Source organism: Lysobacterales bacterium, from assembly GCA_014946745.1.
Classification (GTDB): Bacteria; Pseudomonadota; Gammaproteobacteria; order Xanthomonadales; family Xanthomonadaceae; genus Aquimonas.
Window position 1 is genome coordinate 725,033 of record JADCRD010000001.1, and the last position, 21,642, is coordinate 746,674.

The window sequence follows — 21,642 nt, forward strand, 5'->3', positions numbered from 1 at the left end:
GGAGCCCCGCATGAGCGACCTCTACGCCGAAGCCCTGATCACCTTCCGCGATCTGCTGGAAGAAGCGAAGTCCGCCGGCGATCCCGAACCCACCGCAATGACCGTTGCCACCTGCGATGCCGCGGGCAAACCCTCGGCGCGCACCGTGCTGCTCAAGGACTTCGACGAGCGCGGCTTTGTGTTCTACACCAACTTCAACAGCCGCAAGGGCCGGCAACTGCAGGCCAATCCACAGGCGGCCCTGCTGTTCCTGTGGAAGACCCTGCGCTACCAGGTGCAAGCCAAGATCGAAGGCGCCGTGCAGCCCGTGAGCACTGCCGAGGCCGACGCCTACTTCGCGTCGCGCCCGCGCGCCAGCCAGATCGGCGCCTGGGCCTCGCTGCAGTCGGAAACGCTGGACAGCCGCGCCACGCTCGATCAGCGCATCGTCGATCTGGAGCGCGAGTTAGAGGGCCGCGAAGTCGCGCGGCCGCCGCACTGGTCGGGCTTCCGCGTGGTGCCGGACATGATCGAGTTCTGGTACGGAGTGCCGGCGCGCCTGCACGACCGCCACCGCTACGAGCGCGTGGACGGCGAATGGGCCAAGCGCCTGCTGTATCCGTGAGCGCGCAGTTCCTGCGCGGCCCGCGCCGCATCGTCTGCCTGACCGAGGAGCCCACCGAGACGCTCTACCTGCTCGGCGAGCAGGATCGGATCGTGGGCATCAGCGGCTTCACCGTGCGCCCGAAGGAGGCCCGCCGCGACAAGCCGAAGGTCTCCGCCTTCACCTCGGCCAAGGTCGAGGCCATCCTTGCGCTCAAGCCCGATCTCGCGATCGGCTTCTCGGACATCCAGGCCGACATCGCCGCCGAGCTGATCCGACGCGGCGTCGAAGTGTGGATCGCCAACCACCGCAGCGTGGCCGAGATCCTCGACTATGTGCGCCGGCTCGGCGCGCTGGTCGGCGCGGCCGCGCGGGCTGATGCACTGGCCGATCGGCTTGCTGCCGGGCTCGACGCGATCACGGAGACGGCCGCGAAGCTGCCGGTGCGCCCGCGCGTGTACTTCGAAGAATGGGACGAGCCGCGGATCAGCGGCATCCGCTGGGTCTCCGAGCTGATCGGCATCGCCGGTGGCGACGACATCTTTCCCGAGCTCGCCGCCGAGTCGCTGGCGAAGCAGCGCATCCTCGCGAGCGACGACGCCATCATCGAGCGTGCGCCGGAAATCGTGTTCGGCTCCTGGTGCGGCAAGAAGTTCCGGCCCGAACAGGTCGCCGCTCGCCCGGGCTGGGACAGCGTGCCTGCCGTGCGCGACGGTTTCCTCGTCGAGATAAAGTCGCCGCTGATCCTGCAGCCGGGGCCGGCGGCGCTGACCGACGGTGTGGCCGAGCTGGCGCGTCACATCCAGCGCTGGTCGCATCACCAGAATCGCCTCGCGTGAGCGCAAGGCGCCTCCGGCCGTCGCCTGCGTCCGTGATCGGGCGCACACGGTGCGCGCCGCTGCCGCATGGCATGATTGCTGCAACGCAACAGCTACCGCGTATCCATCGCCCGGCCTGACGGTCCGCGGCAGCCTCCACGCCCCGCAAGAGGGCCATGCCATAGGAGGCGCCGCAGCCTGGCCCGCTGCAGCACGAGGAGGCACCCATGCTTTACCACCTGCACGAATTCCAGCGCTCGCTGCTGAGCCCGCTGGTTGCTTACTCCGAAGCCACCGCGCGCATGTACGCGAGCAGCGGCAGCTGGATGTCCAAGCTGCCTGGCGCCGATCGCATGGCGGCGGGCTTCGAGTTGATGTACCGCCTCGGCAAGGACTACGAAAAGCCCGAGTTCGGCATCCGTTCGGTGGTGGCGCACGGACATGAGATCCCGATCGTCGAGTACTGCGTACTCAGCAAGCCCTTCTGCAAGCTGCTGCGCTTCAAACGCTTCAGCGACGACGCGGAGGTGGTGAACGATCTGAAGGACGATCCGGTGGTGCTGGTGGTGGCGCCGCTGTCCGGGCACCACTCGACCCTGCTGCGTGACACCGTCAAGACCCTGCTGCAGGACCACAAGGTCTACATCACCGACTGGATCGACGCGCGCATGGTGTCCTTGTCGGCTGGGCCCTTTCATCTCGACGACTACATCGCCTACGTGCAGGAATTCATCCGCCACATCGGTGCGAAGAACCTGCATGTGATCTCGGTCTGCCAGCCCACCGTGCCGGTGCTCGCGGCGGTCTCGCTGATGGCGAGCCGCGGTGAAGTGCTGCCGCGCACGCTGACCATGATGGGCGGGCCGATCGACCCGCGCGAGTCGCCGACCAAGGTCAACGATCTCGCGGTGAACAAGCCGCACAGCTGGTTCCAGAACACCGTCATCCACACCGTGCCGCCGAACTATCCCGGCACCGGGCGTCGCGTCTATCCGGGCTTCCTTCAGCATGCCGGCTTCATCGCCATGAACCCGGGCCGGCACATGAGCTCGCACTGGGATTTCTATGAGGATCTGGTGCGTGGTGATCTGGAAGATGCCGAAGGCCATCGCCGCTTCTATGACGAGTACAACGCGGTGCTCGACATGCCGGCCGAGTACTACCTCGACACCATCCGCGTGGTGTTCCAGCAGCATCTGCTGCCGAAGGGCGAATGGGACGTGGCCGGCGAGCGGGTGCGCCCGCAGGACATCCAGGGCGTGGCGCTGATGACCATCGAGGGCGAGCTCGACGATATCAGCGGCATCGGCCAGACCCGCGCCGCGCACCGCCTCTGCACCGGCGTGCCCGAGTCCATGCGCGAGCACTACGAAGTGCCCGGCGCGGGCCACTACGGCATCTTCAGCGGTCGGCGCTGGCGCGAGACGGTGTACCCGAAGCTGCGCGAGTTCATCCGTCGCCACATCGCCAAGCCTGACGACACCTCGCGCGCGCCCCGCGCCAAGCGTTGAGGCACTCGCAAGTGTCCCGCCCCAGGCCGCTGCCCGGGGCTGTGTTCACGTCCATGCTTGCCGCATCATCGCGCCCTTGACGAAGGAGCGCGACATGGCGGAGCAGCAGAGCAGAGAGAGCACACGACCCGGGCCGGACAAGCCTGCGCTCTCGCCCTTCCGCCTGCCGGGCGAAACCGCCCCGACCTGGGAAGTCGAACTGCTGCTCTCGGGCGCAACCCTGTTCACGCTGATGCAGGTGCCCGCCTGGCTCAGCGCGCAGCTGCAGTTTTGGGATGTGCGGCTGGGCGGTGATCTGCAGGAACTGGTCGGCATGGCCGGCATGTTCGCCAAGGTCATCGCCTACACCCTGATCTTCACCTTGGTCGCGCACCTGATGACGCGCGCGCTGTGGGTGGCGGCTATCGGCCTGCGCTCGGTCTATCCGGGCGGCATCCGCTGGCGGCGATTGCGCTATGGCCCGCATTTCCGTGCCGTCGCGCGGCGCGAGCTGCCCACCTTGAAGCGGCTGATCGACCGCAGCGACGACATCGCCAGCCAGATGTTCGCGGTGGCGGCGCTGATGGTGGTGGCGACGCTGTTCTCTCTCATCACCACGGCCCTGCTGATTCTGCTGGCCTGGCTGCTGGCCTGGCCTTTCGGAGGACGTTTTTTCGAGGGCATCCTGCTCACCTTGGTGTCCCTGTGGGTGGGTGGCAGCCTGCTGGCGAACTGGCTTGATCGCAGGGTGTCGCGCAAGGGCCGGGCCGGTGCCTGGCTGGCCTGGGTGGCGCCCCTGCAGCGCCTGCAGCTGCGCTTGCCGCTGTCGCGTCTCAGCACCGGCCTGATGCTGGTGTTCAGCAGCCGCTTCGGCGCGGTGCGCGGCACGCTGATTCTTCTCGCTCTGCTGTACGCGCTGATGGGCATCGCGGTGGCCGACCTGCTCTGGGACCGCGCGCGGCTGTCGGCCGGTGAGGCCCGCTTCGTCGCCCAGCTCGACGGCGCGCATGCGATTCAGCCCGGCCACTATGGCGACCAGCGCGACCCGCTCGTGCACGCGCTGGTGCCCTATGTGCAGTCCCAGCAGGCGCGCGGCGACTATCTGCGGCTGGTCATTCCCTATCAGGTGCAGCAGCATCCGACGGCACTGGAAGCGCTCTGTCCGGGCGCCGAGCCAGACCTCCGAACGGCGGCCGCCGAGAGTCATGCCGCGTACCGCGCGCTGGATGCCGACCCTGCAACGCTGCAGCGCCTGCGCGACGCCGAGACCGCCGAGGCCGAGGCGGCCACCCGCGTCCTCGACTGCGCGTCACGCCTGCATGCGCTGCGCCTGAACGGCGAGCCGCTGCAGGTGCCGCTCAGCTTCCGCATCGGCACAGACGCGGAGCTGCCTGCCTTTCTCGCGATGATCCCGATCGCACAACTGCCACCCGGCCAGCACGTGCTCGAAGTCGCGCGACTTCCCGTCGCCGCGCGCGATAGCGTGCTGGTCGACCGCGAGGCGCGGCCGGCCGCGCCACCGCGACGGATCGCGTTCTGGAGATAGGGGCTTCACGATCTTCCGCAGAAACGTCAGCCGTTCGCCGATTGAATGCAGCGACGCCTGCTTGCGCTCGCGTCAGAGCCCGCACGTGCGCGCTGCCCTCGTCGCGATAGCGCGCCCTTTGCGTTAAAGGATTGGCCGCAAGGAAGGTTTCGACATCGGTGGGTCAAGACCCGCCCTATGGACGTGGAGGGGTTCGAGCGTCGGTGGGTCGAGACCCACCCTATGGGAGCGGAGAGGTTCGAGCGTCGGTGGGTCAAGACCCACCCTATGGGCGCGGACAGTGAATAGGGTGGGTCTTGACCCACCGACAGCGGCATCGGGTCCAGCCGCACCCCGCTCTTCTCTCGTTCCTCACTCCTCTTCCCTCGTTCCTGCCTCCTACGCTCACTCCTCTCCCCTCGTTCCTGCCCCAAAAGCTCAACCCGCCGCGCGCCGCTCCGGCATCGGCGTGGGCTCGGGCTTCTGCAGTCGCAGCTCGACCTCGACGCCGGGGATCTCGCGCAAGAGCCGCGGCAGCATCGGCGTGGGCCGCACCGCGAAGCCGCCGTCGCCATACAGGCGCCCGCGCGCGCCGGGAATCATCAGCTCGATCTGCACGCCGGTGTGGCCTGGGCGATGGCTGGCCAGCAGCTCCTCAACCTTGGCCAGGGCATCGTGCGTGCGGTTGTCGACCTTCAGCAGCAGATGGCGGCTGTGCTTCGCGCACAGCTCCTCCAGCGTCAGCAGGCGACGCAGGCGAAGGCTGTAGCCGTCGCCCATGCGGTCCTCCTGCAGGCTGCCCTCGACCAGCACGATCTCGCGGCTCTTGATCAGCGGCGCGTACTGCGCGCAGGCCTCGGAGAACAGTGCGGCCTCGATCTGGCCGCGGCCGTCCTGCAGTTGAACGAAGGCGCGGCTGTCGCCGCTGCGGCGCACATCGCCCACCACGCCTGCCAGCAGCACGCTGGCCTCGGTGCCGCGAGCGAACTTGCGGTCCGCGTAGGCCTTGTCGAGGCCGCCAAGATCGCAGGTGACGACCTGGCCCAACAAGTCACGCCACGGATCGATGGGGTGGCCGCTGATGTAGTGGCCGAGCACGCGGTACTCGTCCTCCAGCAGCTTCTCCAGCGGAAACTCGGGCACGTTCGCCAGCGCGGGCAGCGCCGGTTCCCGCGCGCTGCCGCCCAGGTCGAACAGCGAAACCTGGCCCACCTCGCGCGCCTTGGCCTGCTGGTCGCAGGCGCGCAGCACGTCGGGCAGCTGCTCCATCAGGCTGGCGCGGTTGGCCCCTAGGCCATCCAGGGCTCCGGCAGCGATGAGCGTCTCAAGGCTGCGGCGGTTGCGGCGCAGCACCTCGACCCGCGAGCACAGGTCGTAGAGGCTCGTGAACTCGCCCTTGCTGCGCGCTTCGACGATGGCCTCGCAGGCCTGCCGTCCCATGCCCTTGATCGCGCCGAGGCCGTAGACGATCGAGCGCGGGGTGTCGGCCTCGAAGGCGTAGCTGCTGCGGTTCACATGCGGCAGGGCGACATCGAGTTTCATCACCCGGCATTCGGCCAGGAAGGTGACCACCTTGTCGGTCTTGTCCATGTCGGACGAGAGCACCGCCGCCATGAACTCGGCCGGGTAGTGCACCTTCAGCCAGGCGGTCTGGTAGGCGACCAGCGCATAGGCCGCCGAGTGCGACTTGTTGAAGCCGTACTCGGCGAACTTCTCCATCAGGTCGAAGATCGAGGTCGCGGTCTGCGGATCGATCTGCCGCTCGGCGCAGCCGGCCTCGAACTTGGCGCGCTCCTTGGCCATCTCCTCGGGCTTCTTCTTGCCCATCGCGCGACGCAGCATGTCGGCGCCGCCCAGCGTGTAGCCGGCCAGCACCTGCGCGATCTGCATCACCTGTTCCTGGTAGACGATGACGCCATAGGTCGGCGACAGCACAGGCTCCAGCAGCGGATGCGGATAGGTCACGGCGGTCTCGCCGTGCTTGCGGTCGCACCATTCCTTGTCCATCCCTGAGCCCAGCGGGCCGGGTCGGAACAGGGCGGCGAGCGCAATGATGTCTTCGAAGCGGTCCGGGCGCGCGCGCTTGAGCAGTTCGCGCATGCCGCGCGATTCGAACTGGAACACGGCCACGGTGTCGCCGCGGGCGAACAGCTCGTAGCTGGGTTTGTCCTCAAGCGCCAGCGCGGTGATGTCCAGCAGTTCGCGGCCTTCGCGCGTGAGGCGCCGATTGATGGCCTTCACCGCCCAGTCGATGATGGTCAGCGTGCGCAGGCCGAGGAAGTCGAACTTCACGAGCCCTGCGGCCTCGACATCGTCCTTGTCGTACTGGGTGACCACGCTGCGCAGCGCGCCGGGCTCTTTCGGCGGCGGTTCGGCGAACAGCGGGCTGAACTCGGTCAAGGGTTCGGGCGCGATCACCACGCCGCCGGCGTGCTTGCCGGCATTGCGGGTGAGGTCTTCGAGCTTGAGCGCCAAGTCCATCAGGTCGCGGACTTCGTCCTCGTGCTGATAGCGATCGATCAGCTCGGCTGAGCAGAGCTCCTTGTCCTCCTGCGCGGCCTTGCTGCGGCCGAGCGCGTCGTCCAGCGAGATGCCCAGGGTGTTGGGGATGAGCTTGGCGACGCCGTCGACGGCGGGGAAGGGCAGGCCCTGCACGCGGCCGCAGTCGCGCACGGCGGCCTTCGCCGCCATGGTGCCGAAGGTGATGATCTGGCTGACCCGGTCGCGGCCGTATTTGCGGGCGACGTAGTCGATGACTTCGTCACGGCGGTCCATGCAGAAGTCGATGTCGAAGTCGGGCATCGACACGCGCTCGGGGTTCAGGAAGCGCTCGAACAGCAGGTCGTAGGGGATCGGGTCCAGATCGGTGATGCCCAGCGCCCAGGCCACCAGCGAGCCCGCGCCCGAGCCGCGGCCGGGGCCGACCGGGATGTCGTTCTGCTTGGCCCAGTTGATGAAGTCGGCAACGATCAGGAAGTAGCCCGGAAAGCCCATCTTGCAGATCACCCCGAGCTCGACGTCGAGCCGCTCGAAGTAGCTCTCGCGCGTATGCCCCGGCGCGATCGGTGCTTTCTCAAGGCGCTTGTTCAAGCCCTCGTGCGCGGTGCTGCGGATCCAGCTGTCGAGGGTGTGCTCGTCCGGCACCGGGAACGCCGGCAGAAAGTAGGTGCCCAGCCGCAGTTCGAGGTTGCAGCGGCGCGCCAGCTCCAGCGAATTGTCCAGCGCGGCGGGAATATCGGCGAACAGCGCCGCCATGTCGTCGGAGGACTTCAGGTACTGCTGGTCCGAGTACTCGCGCGGACGCCGCGGGTCGCCCAGCACACGGCCCGTCGAGATGCAGACGCGGGCCTCGTGGGCCTCGTAGTCCTCGGCTTCGAGAAAACGCACGTCATTGCTGGCGACCACGCCCAGGCCGCGGCGGATGGCGAGGTCGCAGGCGCCGGCGATGAAGTCCTCCTCGCCCTCGCGCTGTGTGCGCACCAGTTCCAGATACAGGCGGTCGTCGAAGCGCTGCTGCAGTTCGCGCAAGCGCGCCTCGGCCAGCTCGGGCTTGCCTTCGCGCAGCAGTTGGCCGATGTCGCTGCCTGGCCCCGCCAGCGCGAACAGGCCACCCGCATGTTCGGCGACCCAGTCCGGACGCACGCAGACATGATCGCCCTGGTGGCCATCGAGGAAGGCCCGCGAGAGCAGACGCGAGAGGTTCAGATAGCCCTCGCGGTTGCGGCACAGAAGAGTGAGTCGCGAGAGGCTGCCATCGGTGGCCTGCACGATCACGTCGCTGCCGGCGATCGGCTTGATGCCGGCCTTTTGCGCTTCCTTGTAGAACTTGATCAGGCCGAACAGATTGGAGAGGTCGGTGACTGCCACCGCGGGCAGCTCCAGCGCCGCGCAGCGCTTGATCAGCTGCGGCAGGCGGATGGTGGAGTCGACCAGCGAGAACTCGCTGTGCAGGTGCAGATGAACGAAACGCACGGGCATGGCTGGGCAATCCGGCAGGTCGGCCAGCCTACGGCCGCGTCTCAAGCCGAACAAGCCTTGACAGCATATGGACGGGGCCAGGGGCGTGGCGGCGCCTCACATCCGGTAGCATCCGCCGCTGTTTTCGCAGCGCAGCATGCCCATGTCGCGACAGCGCATCGTCGTCAAATTCGGCACCTCCACCGTCACCGCCGGCGGCCCGGGCCCGGATCTACCGCGGCTCACCGAGCTGTGTCGGCAGCTGGCCGCCCTGCGTGCGGCGGGCCACGATCTGGTGCTGGTCAGTTCGGGCGCGGTCGCCACCGGCCGCAGTGCGCTGAATGCGGCGCCGGCTCGCGATGTGCCGGTCAAGCAGATGCATGCGGCGGTCGGTCAGCCGCGCCTGCACGCGCTGTATCAGCGCCTGTTCGGCGAACACGCCGTCGAAGTGGCGCAGGTGCTGCTCACCCGCAGTGACGTCGAGAACCGGCGGCGCTACCTCAATGCGCGCGAAGCCCTGCTGACGATGCTTGCCCACGGCGTGCTGCCGATCGTCAACGAGAACGACACCGTCGCCACCGAGGAAATCCGGCTCGGCGACAACGACATGCTGTCGGCCCTGGTCTGCAGCCTGGTCGACGCCGATCGCCTGATCCTGCTCACCGACCAGGCCGGGCTGTACGACAGCGACCCGCGCAGCCATCCGGGTGCGCAACTGATTCGCGAGGTCGGGCCCGGCGCCCTGCCCGAGCAGCTGCGTGCGGCCGCTGGCGGCAGCGGCAAGCTCGGCACGGGCGGCATGGCGACCAAGCTCGGCGCAGCCGAACTGGCGCGCCGCGGCGGTGCGGTCGCCCACATCGCGGCCGGCAGCGAGCCGGACGTGCTCACGCGGCTGCTGCGCGGCGAGGCCATTGGCACGCGCTTCGCGCCGCAGGGCGAGCGCCTGGCCGCACGCAAGCGCTACATCACCGGCGGTACGGTGCGCGGCACGCTGAGCATCGATGCCGGTGCGGCGGCGGCGCTGCTGCGCGGCGGCAGCTTGCTGCCCGTGGGCCTGGTCGAGGTCAGCGGCAGCTTCGACCGCGGCGATGCCGTGCAGGTGCTCGACGCGGCCGGCGATGAAGTCGCCCGCGGCATCGCCGCCTACAGCGCAACGGATCTGGCCCGGCTCCTTCGCCGCAAGTCCGAGGAGATCGAAGGCCTGCTCGGGTATCGCTACGGCGACGAAGTGATCCATCGCAACGATCTGGTGCTGGCCCCGCGCGCCGCAGAGACACTGACATGACCGAAGCCACCTCCCGCGCCCAGCGCCTGGCCGCCCAGGCCCGCGCCGCCCGCGCCGCACAGCCTGCGCTCACTCGCCTTGATGGCGCGGCACGGGCGGCACTGCTGCTCGACATCGCACAGCGGCTGCACGACCAGCGCGCGCCGCTGATCGAAGCCAATGCGCGTGATCTCGAAGCGGGTGCCGCGGCGGGGCTTGGTCCTGCGCTGCTCGATCGGCTGCGCCTGGATGGCCCGCGTCTCGACGGGCTGGCCGACGACGTACGCACCGTGGCCGCTCTGCCCGATCCGCTGGCCGAGGAGTTCGACCAGCGCGAACTGCCGAACGGCCTGCACCTTGTCCGTCGGCGCGTGCCGATCGGTGTGGTGGGAGTGATCTACGAGGCCCGGCCCAATGTCACCATCGACATCGCGGCGGCGGCACTCAAGTCCGGCAACGCCGTGGTGCTGCGCGGCGGCCGCGAGGCGCGGCAAAGCAATCTCGCCCTGGTCACCCTCCTGCACGCGGCCCTGCGCGATGCGGGCCTGCCCGAGGCGCTCGTCAGCTTCCTGGATGCGCCGGAGCGCGAGGCGGTGTCCGAGCTGCTGCAGCTGGCCGACTGTATCGATGTGATGGTGCCGCGCGGCGGCCAGGGCCTGGTCGACCTGTGCCGGCGCGAGAGCCGCATCCCGCTGATCGCGGGCGGTGTCGGCGTAGTCCACATCTACGTCGACGCCAGTGCCGATCTTGCGCGCGCGCTCGACCTGATCGAGAACGCCAAGGTGCAGCGTCCGGCCGTGTGCAATGCCCTGGATACCCTGCTCGTGCAGACGGGCGCTGCCGAGCGTCTGCTGCCGGCGCTGGCCCAGCGGCTGTCGGCCTTCGGCGTGGTCTTCCATGCCGAAGGTGAAGCCGCCAGCCTGCTCGCAGCCGGCGGCGCCCGCGTCGAGCCCCTGGCGTCCGGAGATTTCGATCGCGAGTGGATGGGCCTTGTGCTGGGCCTGCGCCTGGTCGACGACGTCGACGCCGCGATCGCGCACATCGCCGAGCACGGCAGCGGCCACTCCGAGGCCATCCTCAGCGAGAATCCGCACGCTGTGTCGCGCTTTCTGAATGCGGTTGATGCCTCGGCGGTGTACCACAACGCCAGCACGCGCTTCACCGACGGCGGCCAGTTCGGCATGGGCGTCGAAGTGGCGGTGGCGACAGGCCGGCTGGCGCCGCGTGGCCCGGTGGGGCCGGCCGAGCTGACCAGCTGGAAGTGGATCGGTCGCGGCGACTATCTGGCGCGCGGCTAGCAGGCTGTTGAAAAAGAGCCTGCTAGCCCGGCCAGGGATGGCCGGGACGACGAAGCAAGCGCGTAAGCGATTGCTTTGTCGTGAGGCGGTACGGACCTGCGCCGGACCGCCGACTTGAAACACTCCCCGGAAGGGAGTTTTTCAACAAGCTGCCAGACGCCTGCGCGGTGGCAGCCATCGAGGAGAAGGCGTGAGGCACGGGAGCGGCGGTTCGACGTTTCGTCGGCCTGTGGTGGCGCTGCAGGCGAGGCATCGGCGAAAGCTCCGGGCCGCGCAGGCGCGCAGGCCACCCGATGGCCTGCTGGCGAGCTGCCTCATCGGGGGCATGGCCGACCTCCAGCGGGTCTGCTCCCTTTCGCGTCGGCCGGGCATGCGTGATCCTGGGGTACGCGTGCGTGCCAGCCATAGGCATGCTTTCCGCTGCGGTTCGGGTCGACCCGGGCGGCTGCGGACCCTGCCCGGCCGCGATGACGGCAGGCCGGCACATGGCTTGCTTTAGCCTGGCCAGCCCCACGCTCCAGAGGCTCCACGCCTGGACCTTCGTACGCACGTGCTGTCCCGCGGCCTGCTCTGCCTGCTGCTGAGTGCGGCCGGTGGCTGGCCGTCCTGCGTGCAAGCGCAGCCAGCCGCCACGGGCGTTCCGTCGGCCTCAAGCCCCGCGCCCGCGCCGAACCCCGCATCGGTCTTGAGCGCGCACGAGGCCGAGATTCTGCAGCAGTCGCTGGAGATCGAAGACCGTGACTGGATGCGGCCTGCCGAGGCGGCTGAGAAGCTCGGCGGCCTGCTGCAGGCGCTGGATGAGGGCTCTCCTCTGCGCCGCGAACTGCTGGGTATGCAGGGGCGGATGTACGCCAACGCCGACATGAAGGACGCCGCTGAAGCGGTGGCCGCAGCCCTCGAAGATCGCCAGCGCGCGCGCGCGGATGGCAGCGATCTGGTCGCGGCGATGGTCCGCCTGCGGGTCAAGCTGATGGAGGGCGACGGCACGGTGCAGATCGCCGAACTGCGGGCGATGGCTGCGCGCGTCGACACCGAACTCGGCGCGCGCGAACGGATGCGCTTCTGGTTCAACCTGGCATCCGGCCTCGGCAGCCATGCCGAGTTCGGCGAGGCCGTCGAGGCCTTCCAGACCGCCAGCGACCTTGCCGATGCACTGGGCCGGCCCGGCTGGCGCTCGACCATCCGCTCCGCCTACGCGAGCGTGCTCTCGCAGCTCGGCCAGCATGATCGGGCGGTGGCGATGGCGCGTGATGCCCTGGAACTGGCCAAGGAGCTCGGCGATGACACCCTGCTGAGTGAGGCCTACACGACGCTGGGCGTGGTGCTGGACTCTTCCGGCGATTCCGAAGGTCTGCTGCAATCGATGCAGTCGGCCATCCATCACGCGCGCCAGGCGGGCGACCAGACGGGGCTGTCGGTGCTGCTCGGCAACGTTGCTCACTATCACTTGGTGAACTTCGAGTACGCCGAGGCCGAGCGGTTCTCGCTTGAGGCGCTGGCGATCGCGGAAGCCTCCGAGGACCCGAACGGTCGCACGCTTGCGCTGGTCAACCTGGGGCTCGCCCGCATCGGCCTCGGGCAGATCGAGGAAGGCAAGGCGCTGGTGGCGCAGAGCATCGAGTACGAACGCCTGCAGGGCTTGCGCAACGAGCTCGCCCTCACCTACGCCGAGCTCGGCGCCGCCCTCGAGCGCGCTGGCGATCTGCCTGCCGCGATCGAGGCCCTGCATTCGGCGCGTGAGCTGCAGGATGCGATCTTCCGCGAAGACCAGCAGCGCGAGGTGCTCGCGCTGCAGGAGAAAGTGGAAGCCAAGCGCCGCGAGAAAGCGATCGAACAGCTCGAGGCCGAGAACGCCCGCAAGGCGGCGGAGTTCGAGCGCAATCGGCTGCAGCAGTGGGTGTGGATTCTGCTGGTTCTGCTGTTGGCTCTGGCCCTGCTGCTGATGGTGGTGGGCCTGCGCCGCCTGCGTGCCAGCAATCTCCACCTGGCTGGCATCAACGCCCAGCTGCGCATGCAAAGCGAGCGCGACCCGCTGACCGGTCTCGCCAACCGCCGGCACGTGCAGGCGGTGGTCCAGCATGCCGAGGGCCAGCGGGCCTACACCGGCACCCTCATGCTCATCGACCTCGATCACTTCAAGCTGATCAACGACCGCTACGGTCATGCCGTGGGCGACGCCGTGCTGGTGGAAACCGCGCGTCGCTTGCGCAGCATCTGCCGGGGTCAGGATCTGGCAGCGCGCTGGGGCGGCGAAGAGTTTCTGCTTGCGGTCGACTGGCTGTCGCCTGCGGATGCGGCCCATCTCGCAGAGCGCCTGCTCGCCGAGCTGTCGCGCCCCATCCTCATCGATGGCCTGCGGATCGCGGTCAGCGCATCGGTCGGCTACGCCGCCCTGCCGCTGCCGCCAGCGGCTCTGAGCCTGCCCTTCGAGCAGGCGCTGCGCCTGATCGATGCGGCTCTGTATCTCGCCAAGCTGCGTGGACGGCATCGCGCATGCGGTGTCATCTGGGTTCGCGAGGGGGCCGCCGCCAACTTCGAAGCAGTCATCGCCGACGTGGAGCACGCGGAGGCCCTGGGGCGGATCGGCCTGCAGGTGGTGGTGGGCGCGGAGCCCCTGCCATGAAGCGCCGACACGGGGTCGTGGCGGTCGTGGGCTGGGCACCTTGGGGGTGCAGGGCGTGCTGCACGCTGCTGCTGGGCCTGTTGGCGCTGGCGCAAGCGCCGGCGCAAGCGCGGCAGACCCTCGCTGCAGACGCGCCTGCGCCGGATGCGCGAGCCCTCGCCGCAATCGGCTTCAACTCGGCTGACCCTGAACTGCCCGCTGCGCGCGTCGATGCGGCCGTGCGTCTGGCGGCGGAAGACCCAAATCGGGCACGCGCTGCGCTGGCCGCGCTCGGCGCCGGCTGGTCGATCGGAGACGCGACCGCAGATCCGCGCGCGCGCCTCCTGTGGCGGGCAGAGCTGCAGGTGCGGGTCGAGGCGCGCGATACCGAGGGCTTGGCGCAGGCGCTGGCGGCAGCCACCGCCGAAGGCGCTCCGATCGATGTCACAGCGCCCGCGGCGGCGGCCGATCTCGCGCTCATGCAGGCCCAGCTGGCGGAGCTGCAGAACCGTCCCACCGAGGCCGCCGAGCGCGCCCGCGCGGCCTTGGCGTTCTTCCGCGCGGCCTGTCCGCTGCCGGCGGCGCTGCGGCCCGAGTCCGTGCTCGAAGAGGCGCCGCAGGCGCGCGCACGCCGCCCGGGTCTGGAGGGGTTTCCGGAATGCGATTACCGCGCCGTCTGGCAGGCAGAACGGCTGCTGGAACGCCAGGCCCTGGTCGATGGCGTGCTGGCGCAGGCGCGCGCGATGGCGCAGGGGCGGCTGGCGCTCGCGCTCGCCGCCGGCGACCGCTATCGATCCGCGCAGACGTGGTCGCTGCTGGGATTTCTCGCCTCCAAGGCAGGTGAGTCCGAGGCCGAGGTCCAGCGGCTGCTGCGCGAGGCGAGACGTGCGGCCGAGCAGGTTGGCGACCCTGAGCTGCGCATCCGCACCCTGGTCAACGAGGCCGTGGTGGCCATCGATGCCGGTGATGCCCGCACCTCCACCACACGCCTGCGCAGCGCGCTGGCCCTCGCGCGCGCGGCGGACCTCAAGCGTCCGCAGGTGATGCTGCTCAACAACCTCGCTGACTCGCAGCTGCGGCTGCGTCAGCCCCGGCAGGCGCTGCGCACGGTGCTGGAGGCGCTGCCGCTGGCCGAACAGCTCAAGGAGCGAAGGGTGCTGTTCGCGCTCCGCAGCAACGCTGGGCTCGCCTACATCGGCCTGGGCCAGATCGAGGCTGGCAGAGCGCAGATGGCTCTTGCAGAAGCGCTGCTGGGAGACCAGGGCCATGATGGCCAGCGCGTCGACATGCTGCGCGAGTTCGGCGAAGCGCTGGCCGCGGCCGGCGACGCCCGCGGAGCGCTTGAGCTGTACCACCGGGAGCGCACGCTGTCGGCGCGAATCCGCCAGGACAACCTCGATGCCGCTCTGCGCGAGATCCAGTCCAGCTTCGATGCCGAGGTGCGTCAGCGCGACATGGCCCTGCTTGAAGATCAGCTGGCGACGCGCAACGAAGAGATCGCCAGCCAGGATCTGATCCTGCGCATCTGGCTTCTGCTGCTGGCTTTGCTTGCCGTGCTGCTGCTGCTGGGGGGGCTGCTGTACGCGCGCCTGCGCGAGCGCGAGCGGCTACTCAGCGAACGCCGCGAGCGCCTGCGCCGCGAAAGCGAACAGGACACCCTGACCGGTCTCGGCAACCGGCGAGCCTTTGAGCTTCGCATGCAGGCCCTTGGCTCGGAGCCCGCCGCCAGCGGCGCGCTGCTTCTGCTCGACATCGATCACTTCAAGCGCATCAATGACCGCTGGGGCCATGCCTCGGGCGATGCGGTGCTGATCGAAGTGGCACGCCGCATCCAGGCCTGCCTGCGCCGCGAGGATCTGGTCGTCCGCTGGGGCGGCGAGGAATTCCTGCTCCACGTCTCCGGCATGCGCAGCGAGCAGGCCTTGGGGCTGGGACGACGCATCCTGGAGCGCATCGCCGCCGAGCCGATCGAGCTGCCCAACGGCAGTCTGCGCGTCACGGCCTCCATGGGCCTGTGCCTGGATCACTTGCCCAGCAGTCGGGACGCACTCCGCTGGGAGGAGCGTCTGCGACTTGCCGATCTGGCCCTGTACGCAGCCAAGAGTCGTGGACGCAGCCGTGCGGTGGCGGTGGTCGACTGCAGCGGCGAGGCGGATGCGCTGCGCGCCCCGGAGATCGATTTCGAAGCCGCCGAGCGCAGCGGCCTGCTGCGGACGCAGAGCGCGGTGGTGGCGGCCTGAGAGCCGGCCGCAGCGGTACCGGCCCGCTGCCGCAGGCGACCCGCGTTTTCGCAGCAGGTCAGAGCAAGGCTGAAGAATTGAGCGATGCGGCGCGCCAAGGGGGCGCGCTCGCGGATCGAGCACCTCAGCGTTTGATCCGGCGGAAGCGGAGCCGGACCTGCGCCGGACTCGCGACCACGGATCAGGTCCACGATGGACGTGATCCGTACCGACTCAGTCGAGCGCGACGGTCTCGCCGCGTCGTTCGGGCTGTCGAGCCGGGGCGCCAGGTGGATCGGACTCGACCCGGTTGCGGCCGCCTGACTTGGCGGCGTACAGCGCGCGATCGGCGCGGGCCAGCAGGGCGGGCTCATCGCGATCCAGGCTGGCCTCGAAGCTGGCGACGCCGACGCTGACGCGGATCCGCGACTCGGCCTCGACGGCTCGGCGCAGGCGCTCGGCAAGGCCGACAGCCTCGGCGAGCCCGCTCGGCGTGATCACGGCGAACTCTTCGCCGCCGTAGCGCGCGACCACGGTGTCGCTGCGCACCGCGCGCTGCAGCAGCAGGCCCAGCTGGCGCAGCACCTCGTCACCGGCCAGATGGCCCTCGTGGTCGTTGACCCGCTTGAAGTGGTCCACGTCGATCAGCAGCACCGACAGCCGTCGTCCGGTCAGCAGCGAGCGCTCGAAGCCCTCGCGGAGCAGGCGGTCGAAATGCCGACGGTTGGAGACGCCGGTCAGGGCATCGGTATCGGCGAGATCGCGCAGGGTGCGGTTGGCGCTGAGCAGATCAGCGGTGCGTCGGGCGACCACCTGGTCGAGCTCTTGCTGCCGCTGCGCTGCCAGGTTGACCTGCTGTCGACGATGGGCCCGCCGCTGAGCGAACAGGGCCAGTGCGCCCAGCGCGGCAGCGCTGGCGAAACCCGCCCAGAAACCCGCGCCGAAGCTGGCGCCCGCAGACGCGTCCAGCGCGGCGACGGCGGCCCAGCAGCCGCTGGGGGCGAGGGCCAGTGGGAACGTGCAGCCATGCAGTCCGATGATGGACGGGCGGTACAGCCTCATGCGTGTCGGTACTCAGGGGCCTTGGCGGCACGTGAGCGGCGATGCTACGACGCTGGCCGCGGCTTGACCATGCATTGGCCTGTGCACGAAGCGCAGCCGCGACCAGCGGTGTGCAAGGGCCGCCTCCGCAGGGGCAGGGCAGAGCGCTTCGGTCGGCGTCAGTGGCGGCCGGCCAGGGTGTCCAGCAGCTGACCCTGCTCGGGCGGCGCGCTGGCGGCTCGCACCGGTGCGAAGCTGAGGCGATGCGCGGGGCAAGGCCCCAGGCGTCGCAGAGCCTCGAAATGCGCGGGCACCGGATAGCCCTTGTGCGCGCCAAAGCCATAGCCCGGGAACTCCGCGTCGAGCGCGCGCAGCACCCGGTCGCGGCTGACCTTGGCGAGGATCGAGGCCGCCCCGATCGCCGGGTCGCGGGCATCGCCCTTGATCCAGGCTTCGGCCGGGCAGGGCAGGGCCGGCGGGATGGCGTTGCCGTCGATGCGCGCCAGCGTCGGCGGCATCGGCAGGCCGCAGACCGCTCGGCGCATGCCCTCCAGCGTGGCGCGAAAGATGTTCAGCGCATCGATCTCGGCCGGTTCGATCTGCACGATCTTCCACGCGGCAGCGCATTCGACGATGCGATCGAACAGCGCTTCGCGACGCTTCTCGCTGAGCTGCTTGGAATCGCCCAAGCCTTCGATCGGGCGCGCGGGATCCAGCATCACGGCGGCCACCACCAGTGGACCCGCCAGCGGGCCGCGGCCGGCTTCATCGACGCCGGCAATGCCCGGCGTGCGCGCGCTGCAGGGGGCCTCGCTGGCGAGTTCAGCGCGCATCGAGCAGTTCGGCGATCGCCGCCGCTGCGCTGGCGCTGGCGCCTTGCCTCAGCGCGCTGTGGATGCGCGCAAACTCGACCGTCTGGGCCGCTGCGGCTGCAGGCGCGTCGAGCAGCGGCGCCAGTGCGGCCGCCAGAACCTCCGGTCGGCAGTCCGCCTGCATGCACTCCGGCACGAGGGCGCGGCCGGCCAGGGCATTCGGCAGGCTGAAGTGGCTGACCTTGAGCAGGCCCAAGCGATGCACGATCCAGTGCGTCAGCGCGCTGATGCGGTAGCCCACCACCATCGGCGTGCCGGCCAGCAGGGCCTCCAGCGCGGCCGTGCCCGAGGCCAGCAGCACGGCGTCGGCGGCGCGCAGGGCGAGCGCGGACTGGCCGTCGAGCAGGTGGATGCGCGGTGCCTCGGCAGCCTTCGCAAGCTGCGCTTCGAAGGCCGCACGACAGGCTGCGTTCGCCATCGGCGCAAGAATCTGCAGCTGCGGTCGCTGTGCTTGCAGGCGCGCTGCCGCGGCGAGGAAGTCGGCGCCGATGCGGCCGATCTCACCGAGCCGGCTGCCGGGCAGCACGGCCAGCACGTTCGCGTGGGCCTCGATGCCGAGTTCGGCGCGTGCCGCCGCCCGGTCGTTCGGCAGCGGGTACTGCTCGGCCAGCGGATGGCCGATGAAGCGCGCGTCCACGCCGTACTCGGCATAGATCGGCGGCTCCATCGGAAACAGGCAGAGCACGCGGTCGGCCGATTGGCCGATCTTGGCTGCGCGCTCGCGGCGCCAGGCCCAGACCGAGGGGCTGACGTAGTGGACGGTGCGCAGGCCCGCCTGCTTCAGGCGGCGCTCAAGGCCGAGGTTGAAGTCGGGTGCATCGATGCCGATGAAGACATCCGGCCGAAGCTGCAGCAGGCGCTGGCGCAGCTGCCCGCGCAGCTTGAGCAGGCGCGGCAGGTGGCGCAGCACTTCCGCGAGGCCCATCACCGCGAGCTCGCTGCAGTCCCACCAGGCCTCGAAGCCTTCGGCTCGCATCTGTGGGCCGCCGACGCCCACAAATCGGGCCTGCGGATAGCGCTCGCGCAGGGCGCGGATCAGGTCGGCGCCGAGCAGATCGCCCGAGGCCTCGCCCGCCACCAGCGCGATGACCGGGCCGGGCGATGCTGCGTCCATCAGCGGATCAGGCTGCGCGTGCTGCCGTCGATGAAGTCGAGCAGCCGCTTGAGGTCATCCGACTCGCCGGCTTCTTCGGCGATCTTCGCGCGCGCCTCAGCCAGCGGCAGGCCGGCCATGTAGAGGGTGCGGTAGCTGCGCTTGATCGCGGCGATGCGCTCGGCGCTGAAGCCGCGGCGCTTGAGGCCCTCGGCATTGATGCCGCGCGGCTGCGCGTACTCGCCGGCGACCATCACGTACGGCGGCACGTCGCGATTGACCGAGGCGCCCATCGCGGTGAAAGCGTGGTCGCCGACCTTGCAGAACTGGTGGATCAGGCTGAAGCCGCCGAGGATCACCTGGTCGCCGATGTGCACGTGGCCTGCCATCGACGCCGCGTTGGCGAAGGTGTTCTGGTTGCCGATCCGGCAATCGTGCGCGATGTGCACGTAGGCCATGATCCAGTTGTCGTCGCCGATCGAGGTGATGCCTTGGTCGTCGGCGGTGCCGCGATTGATGGTGACAAACTCGCGGATCAGGTTGCGGTCGCCTATCACCAGCTCGCAGCGCTCGCCGCGGAACTTCTTGTCCTGCGGCTCGCCGCCGATCGCCGCAAAGCTGTGGATGCGGTTGTCGCGACCGATGCGGGTGGGGCCGTGAATGACGACGTGCGAGTCGATGCGGGTGCCGGCGCCGATCTCGACTTCGTCGCCGATCACGCAGAAGGGGCCGACCTCGACCCCTTCGCCGAGCTTCGCCCCCGCGTGGATGACGGCGCTCGGATGCACGCTCATGACGCGCGCTCCGCGCAAAGCACTTCGCAGCAGGCCACTTCGCGACCGTCGACCGTGGCGGCGCACTCGTACAGGCCCATGCCCAAGCGCATGCGCTTCTGCACCGACTCCAGCACGAGCTGGTCGCCCGGGACCACGGTACGGGCGAAGCGCGCCTTGTCGACGCGCACGAGGTAGAAGATCGCTTCCTCGCCCTTCGGCTTCGGCGGCTCGGACAGCTGGGTGAGCAGGCCCGAGGCCTGGGCCAGGGCTTCAATGACCAGCACGCCGGGCATGACTGGATGGCCGGGGAAATGGCCTTGGAAGAAGGGCTCGTTGATGCTGACGTTCTTGATCGCGCGAATGCGCGCGCGCGGCTCCAGTTCGATGACGCGGTCGACCAGCAGGAAGGGATAGCGGTGCGGCAGGATGCCCATGATGCGGGTCACGTCGACCGGCAGTTCGGGCAGGTAGGGCTCGCTCATGAGCTCGATGGGTCCTTGTCGTTGTTGTTTTCGCGGCCTTCGCGCAATACGCGGCGCGCAAGCTGGTCGAGCTGGCGGAAGCGGGCCGCGTTGCGGCGCCACTGCCGGCTTTCCTGCAGCGGCACGCCGGAGGAGTACTGGCCCGGCTGTTCAATGGCGCTGGTTACCAGCGAGCGTGCGGTCAGTGTCACCTTGTCGCAGATGCTCAAGTGGCCAACGATGCCGACGCCGCCACCGATCAGGCAGTAGCGGCCGATTTTCGCCGATCCGGCGATCGCCGCGCACCCTGCCACGGCCGTATGGTCGCCAATCACCACGTTGTGGCCGATCTGCACCAGATTGTCGACGCGCACGTCGACGCCCAGCCGCGTGTCTTCGATCGCACCGCGGTCGATGCAGGTGTTGGCGCCGATCTCGCAGTCGCAGCCGATCTCTACGCCGCCCAGCTGCGGCACCTTGATCCACTGTCCGGCCTTCATCGCCAGGCCGAAACCATCGGCACCCAGCACCGCGCCGGGGTGGATGCGCACCCGGCGGCCGAGGCGCACGCGGGTGACCAGGGTGACCCGCGCCACCAGCACGCTGTCGGCGCCGATCACGCAGTCCTCGCCGACCACACAGCCGGGCCCAAGCACCGCGCCGGCCTCGATGCGCGTGCGGGCGCCCACGCTGCAGTGTGGGCCGATGCTGGCCTCAGCGGAGACCTGTGCTGTGGCATCGATGACCGCGCTCGGATGGATCCCCGCGGCGTAGTCGGGCCGCGACTCGAACAGCGCCGCGATCTCGGCGAAGGCGACGTACGGATCGGTGGCGATCAGCGCCGCGCAGGGCGCGGACTCGGCGTCATCCGCGCGCAGCACGACCGCCGCGGCCCGGGTGCTGGCGAGGTCTTTCCGATAGCTCGGATTGGCGAGAAAGCTCAGCTGTCCGGGGCCGGCGGTGGCGAGCGTGCCCACGCCGCTGATGTGCAAATCGCCGGCGCCGCGCAGTTCAAGGCTGAAGCGCTGCGCCAGCTCCGCCAGGGAGAGCCCGCGGTGGACGCTCACGGCGGCGGGTCCTCACTGCGTTCGCGCTCCAGCAGGTCGAGCACGCGATCGGTGATATCGACGCGACCCGATACGTAGAGGGCGCCGCTGGACACCACGAGGTCCAGGCCGTTGTCGCGGGCGTAGTTGGTGATCGCTTCATTGAGCACCGGCCAGGCGCGCTGCACTTCCTGCTCGCTGCGGGTCTCCAGCTCGTTGCGCAAACGCTCGCGCGTGCGCTCCACCGAACGGCGCAGCGGGTCGATCTCGGCGCGTAGTGGGCCGGCATCCGCCTCGCCGGCAGACGCAAGCCGCTGTTCGAGGCTCGCGAGTCTGCGCTCGTCCTCGCGCAGCAAAGCCACACTGGCATCGAATTCGCGCTGCAGCCGGGCGCGCGCTTCGCGCACCTGCGGCGAGTCGTCGATCAGGCGCTTCATGTCGACGTAGGCGATCCGGGTCGGTGCCTGCTCCTGCGCCACGGTGCCGCCAGCCCCGCCGAGGAGCAGCGCGAGGCAGGCCAGTGCACGCACCCACGCGCCACGCGCGCCCGTGGCGACCGGCGGCCGTGTGGCGCGCTGTGGGCGGGGCATCGGCGGC

At 69.6% G+C, this 21,642-nt stretch carries 16 protein-coding genes; 8 read left to right on the forward strand and 8 right to left on the reverse strand.

All coding sequences use genetic code 11. The features are described from left to right. The first annotated feature begins 10 nt into the window (after window positions 1-10). The 4 genes from pdxH (at window position 11) to H4O13_03040 (ending at window position 4,437) form a co-directional block, all read left to right on the forward strand. A complete protein-coding gene (gene pdxH, locus H4O13_03025; GenBank protein MBE5314356.1) occupies window positions 11-604 on the forward strand; it encodes a pyridoxamine 5'-phosphate oxidase in 594 nt (197 codons plus the stop codon). After that, window positions 577-1,422 (forward strand): ABC transporter substrate-binding protein, encoded by an 846-nt coding sequence (locus H4O13_03030; protein MBE5314357.1) that lies wholly within the window; start codon window positions 577-579, stop codon window positions 1,420-1,422. Before pdxH ends, H4O13_03030 begins: the two co-directional genes overlap by 28 nt. A gap of 206 nt (window positions 1,423-1,628) precedes the next feature. Next, the gene (locus H4O13_03035) at window positions 1,629-2,912 is read left to right on the forward strand and encodes a polyhydroxyalkanoate depolymerase (GenBank protein MBE5314358.1); all 1,284 of its coding nucleotides are present in this window, start codon (window positions 1,629-1,631) and stop codon (window positions 2,910-2,912) included. Window positions 2,913-3,006: 94 nt separating this feature from the next. Beyond that, a complete protein-coding gene (locus H4O13_03040; GenBank protein MBE5314359.1) occupies window positions 3,007-4,437 on the forward strand; it encodes a hypothetical protein in 1,431 nt (476 codons plus the stop codon). Window positions 4,438-4,854: 417 nt separating this feature from the next. On the opposite strand, the gene dnaE is transcribed toward H4O13_03040, so the two are convergent. Further along, entirely contained in the window at window positions 4,855-8,394 is a 3,540-nt protein-coding gene (gene dnaE / locus H4O13_03045; GenBank protein ID MBE5314360.1) for a DNA polymerase III subunit alpha, read from the reverse strand. A 142-nt stretch (window positions 8,395-8,536) separates the two neighbouring features. Between dnaE and proB the strand changes: the two genes are divergently transcribed. From proB to H4O13_03065, 4 genes are all read left to right on the forward strand, one after another. Then, window positions 8,537-9,658, forward strand: a complete 1,122-nt coding sequence (proB, locus tag H4O13_03050; GenBank protein MBE5314361.1) for a glutamate 5-kinase — start codon at window positions 8,537-8,539, stop codon at window positions 9,656-9,658. After that, window positions 9,655-10,935, forward strand: coding sequence for a glutamate-5-semialdehyde dehydrogenase (locus tag H4O13_03055; protein ID MBE5314362.1), 1,281 nt, complete (start codon window positions 9,655-9,657; stop codon window positions 10,933-10,935). Before proB ends, H4O13_03055 begins: the two co-directional genes overlap by 4 nt. A 550-nt stretch (window positions 10,936-11,485) precedes the next feature. Continuing rightward, complete coding sequence (locus H4O13_03060) at window positions 11,486-13,558, forward strand: GGDEF domain-containing protein (protein ID MBE5314363.1); 2,073 nt, start codon at window positions 11,486-11,488, stop codon at window positions 13,556-13,558. Continuing rightward, window positions 13,555-15,777, forward strand: a complete 2,223-nt coding sequence (locus H4O13_03065) for a GGDEF domain-containing protein (GenBank protein MBE5314364.1) — start codon at window positions 13,555-13,557, stop codon at window positions 15,775-15,777. Before H4O13_03060 ends, H4O13_03065 begins: the two co-directional genes overlap by 4 nt. A gap of 213 nt (window positions 15,778-15,990) precedes the next feature. On the opposite strand, the gene H4O13_03070 is transcribed toward H4O13_03065, so the two are convergent. The 7 genes from H4O13_03070 to H4O13_03100 all read right to left on the reverse strand — a co-directional run bounded on the left by H4O13_03070 (window position 15,991) and on the right by H4O13_03100 (window position 21,635). Then, on the reverse strand, window positions 15,991-16,818 hold the full coding sequence (locus H4O13_03070) for a GGDEF domain-containing protein (GenBank protein MBE5314365.1): 828 nt from the start codon (window positions 16,816-16,818) through the stop codon (window positions 15,991-15,993). 158 nt (window positions 16,819-16,976) lie between these two features. Then, the gene (locus H4O13_03075) at window positions 16,977-17,630 is read right to left on the reverse strand and encodes a ribonuclease HII (GenBank protein ID MBE5314366.1); all 654 of its coding nucleotides are present in this window, start codon (window positions 17,628-17,630) and stop codon (window positions 16,977-16,979) included. Next, window positions 17,620-18,783 carry a lipid-A-disaccharide synthase gene (lpxB, locus tag H4O13_03080; protein MBE5314367.1) on the reverse strand — a complete coding sequence of 388 codons (1,164 nt, stop codon included), beginning with the start codon at window positions 18,781-18,783 and terminating at the stop codon, window positions 17,620-17,622. The genes H4O13_03075 and lpxB overlap by 11 nt, the downstream gene beginning before the upstream one ends. After that, window positions 18,783-19,556, reverse strand: a complete 774-nt coding sequence (gene lpxA, locus H4O13_03085) for an acyl-ACP--UDP-N-acetylglucosamine O-acyltransferase (GenBank protein ID MBE5314368.1) — start codon at window positions 19,554-19,556, stop codon at window positions 18,783-18,785. The genes lpxB and lpxA overlap by 1 nt, the downstream gene beginning before the upstream one ends. Further along, complete coding sequence (gene fabZ / locus H4O13_03090; GenBank protein ID MBE5314369.1) at window positions 19,553-20,020, reverse strand: 3-hydroxyacyl-ACP dehydratase FabZ; 468 nt, start codon at window positions 20,018-20,020, stop codon at window positions 19,553-19,555. Before fabZ ends, lpxA begins: the two co-directional genes overlap by 4 nt. Beyond that, entirely contained in the window at window positions 20,017-21,066 is a 1,050-nt protein-coding gene (gene lpxD, locus H4O13_03095) for a UDP-3-O-(3-hydroxymyristoyl)glucosamine N-acyltransferase (protein MBE5314370.1), read from the reverse strand. Before lpxD ends, fabZ begins: the two co-directional genes overlap by 4 nt. Then, entirely contained in the window at window positions 21,063-21,635 is a 573-nt protein-coding gene (locus H4O13_03100; GenBank protein ID MBE5314371.1) for an OmpH family outer membrane protein, read from the reverse strand. Before H4O13_03100 ends, lpxD begins: the two co-directional genes overlap by 4 nt. Between the last annotated feature and the right edge of the window lie 7 nt (window positions 21,636-21,642).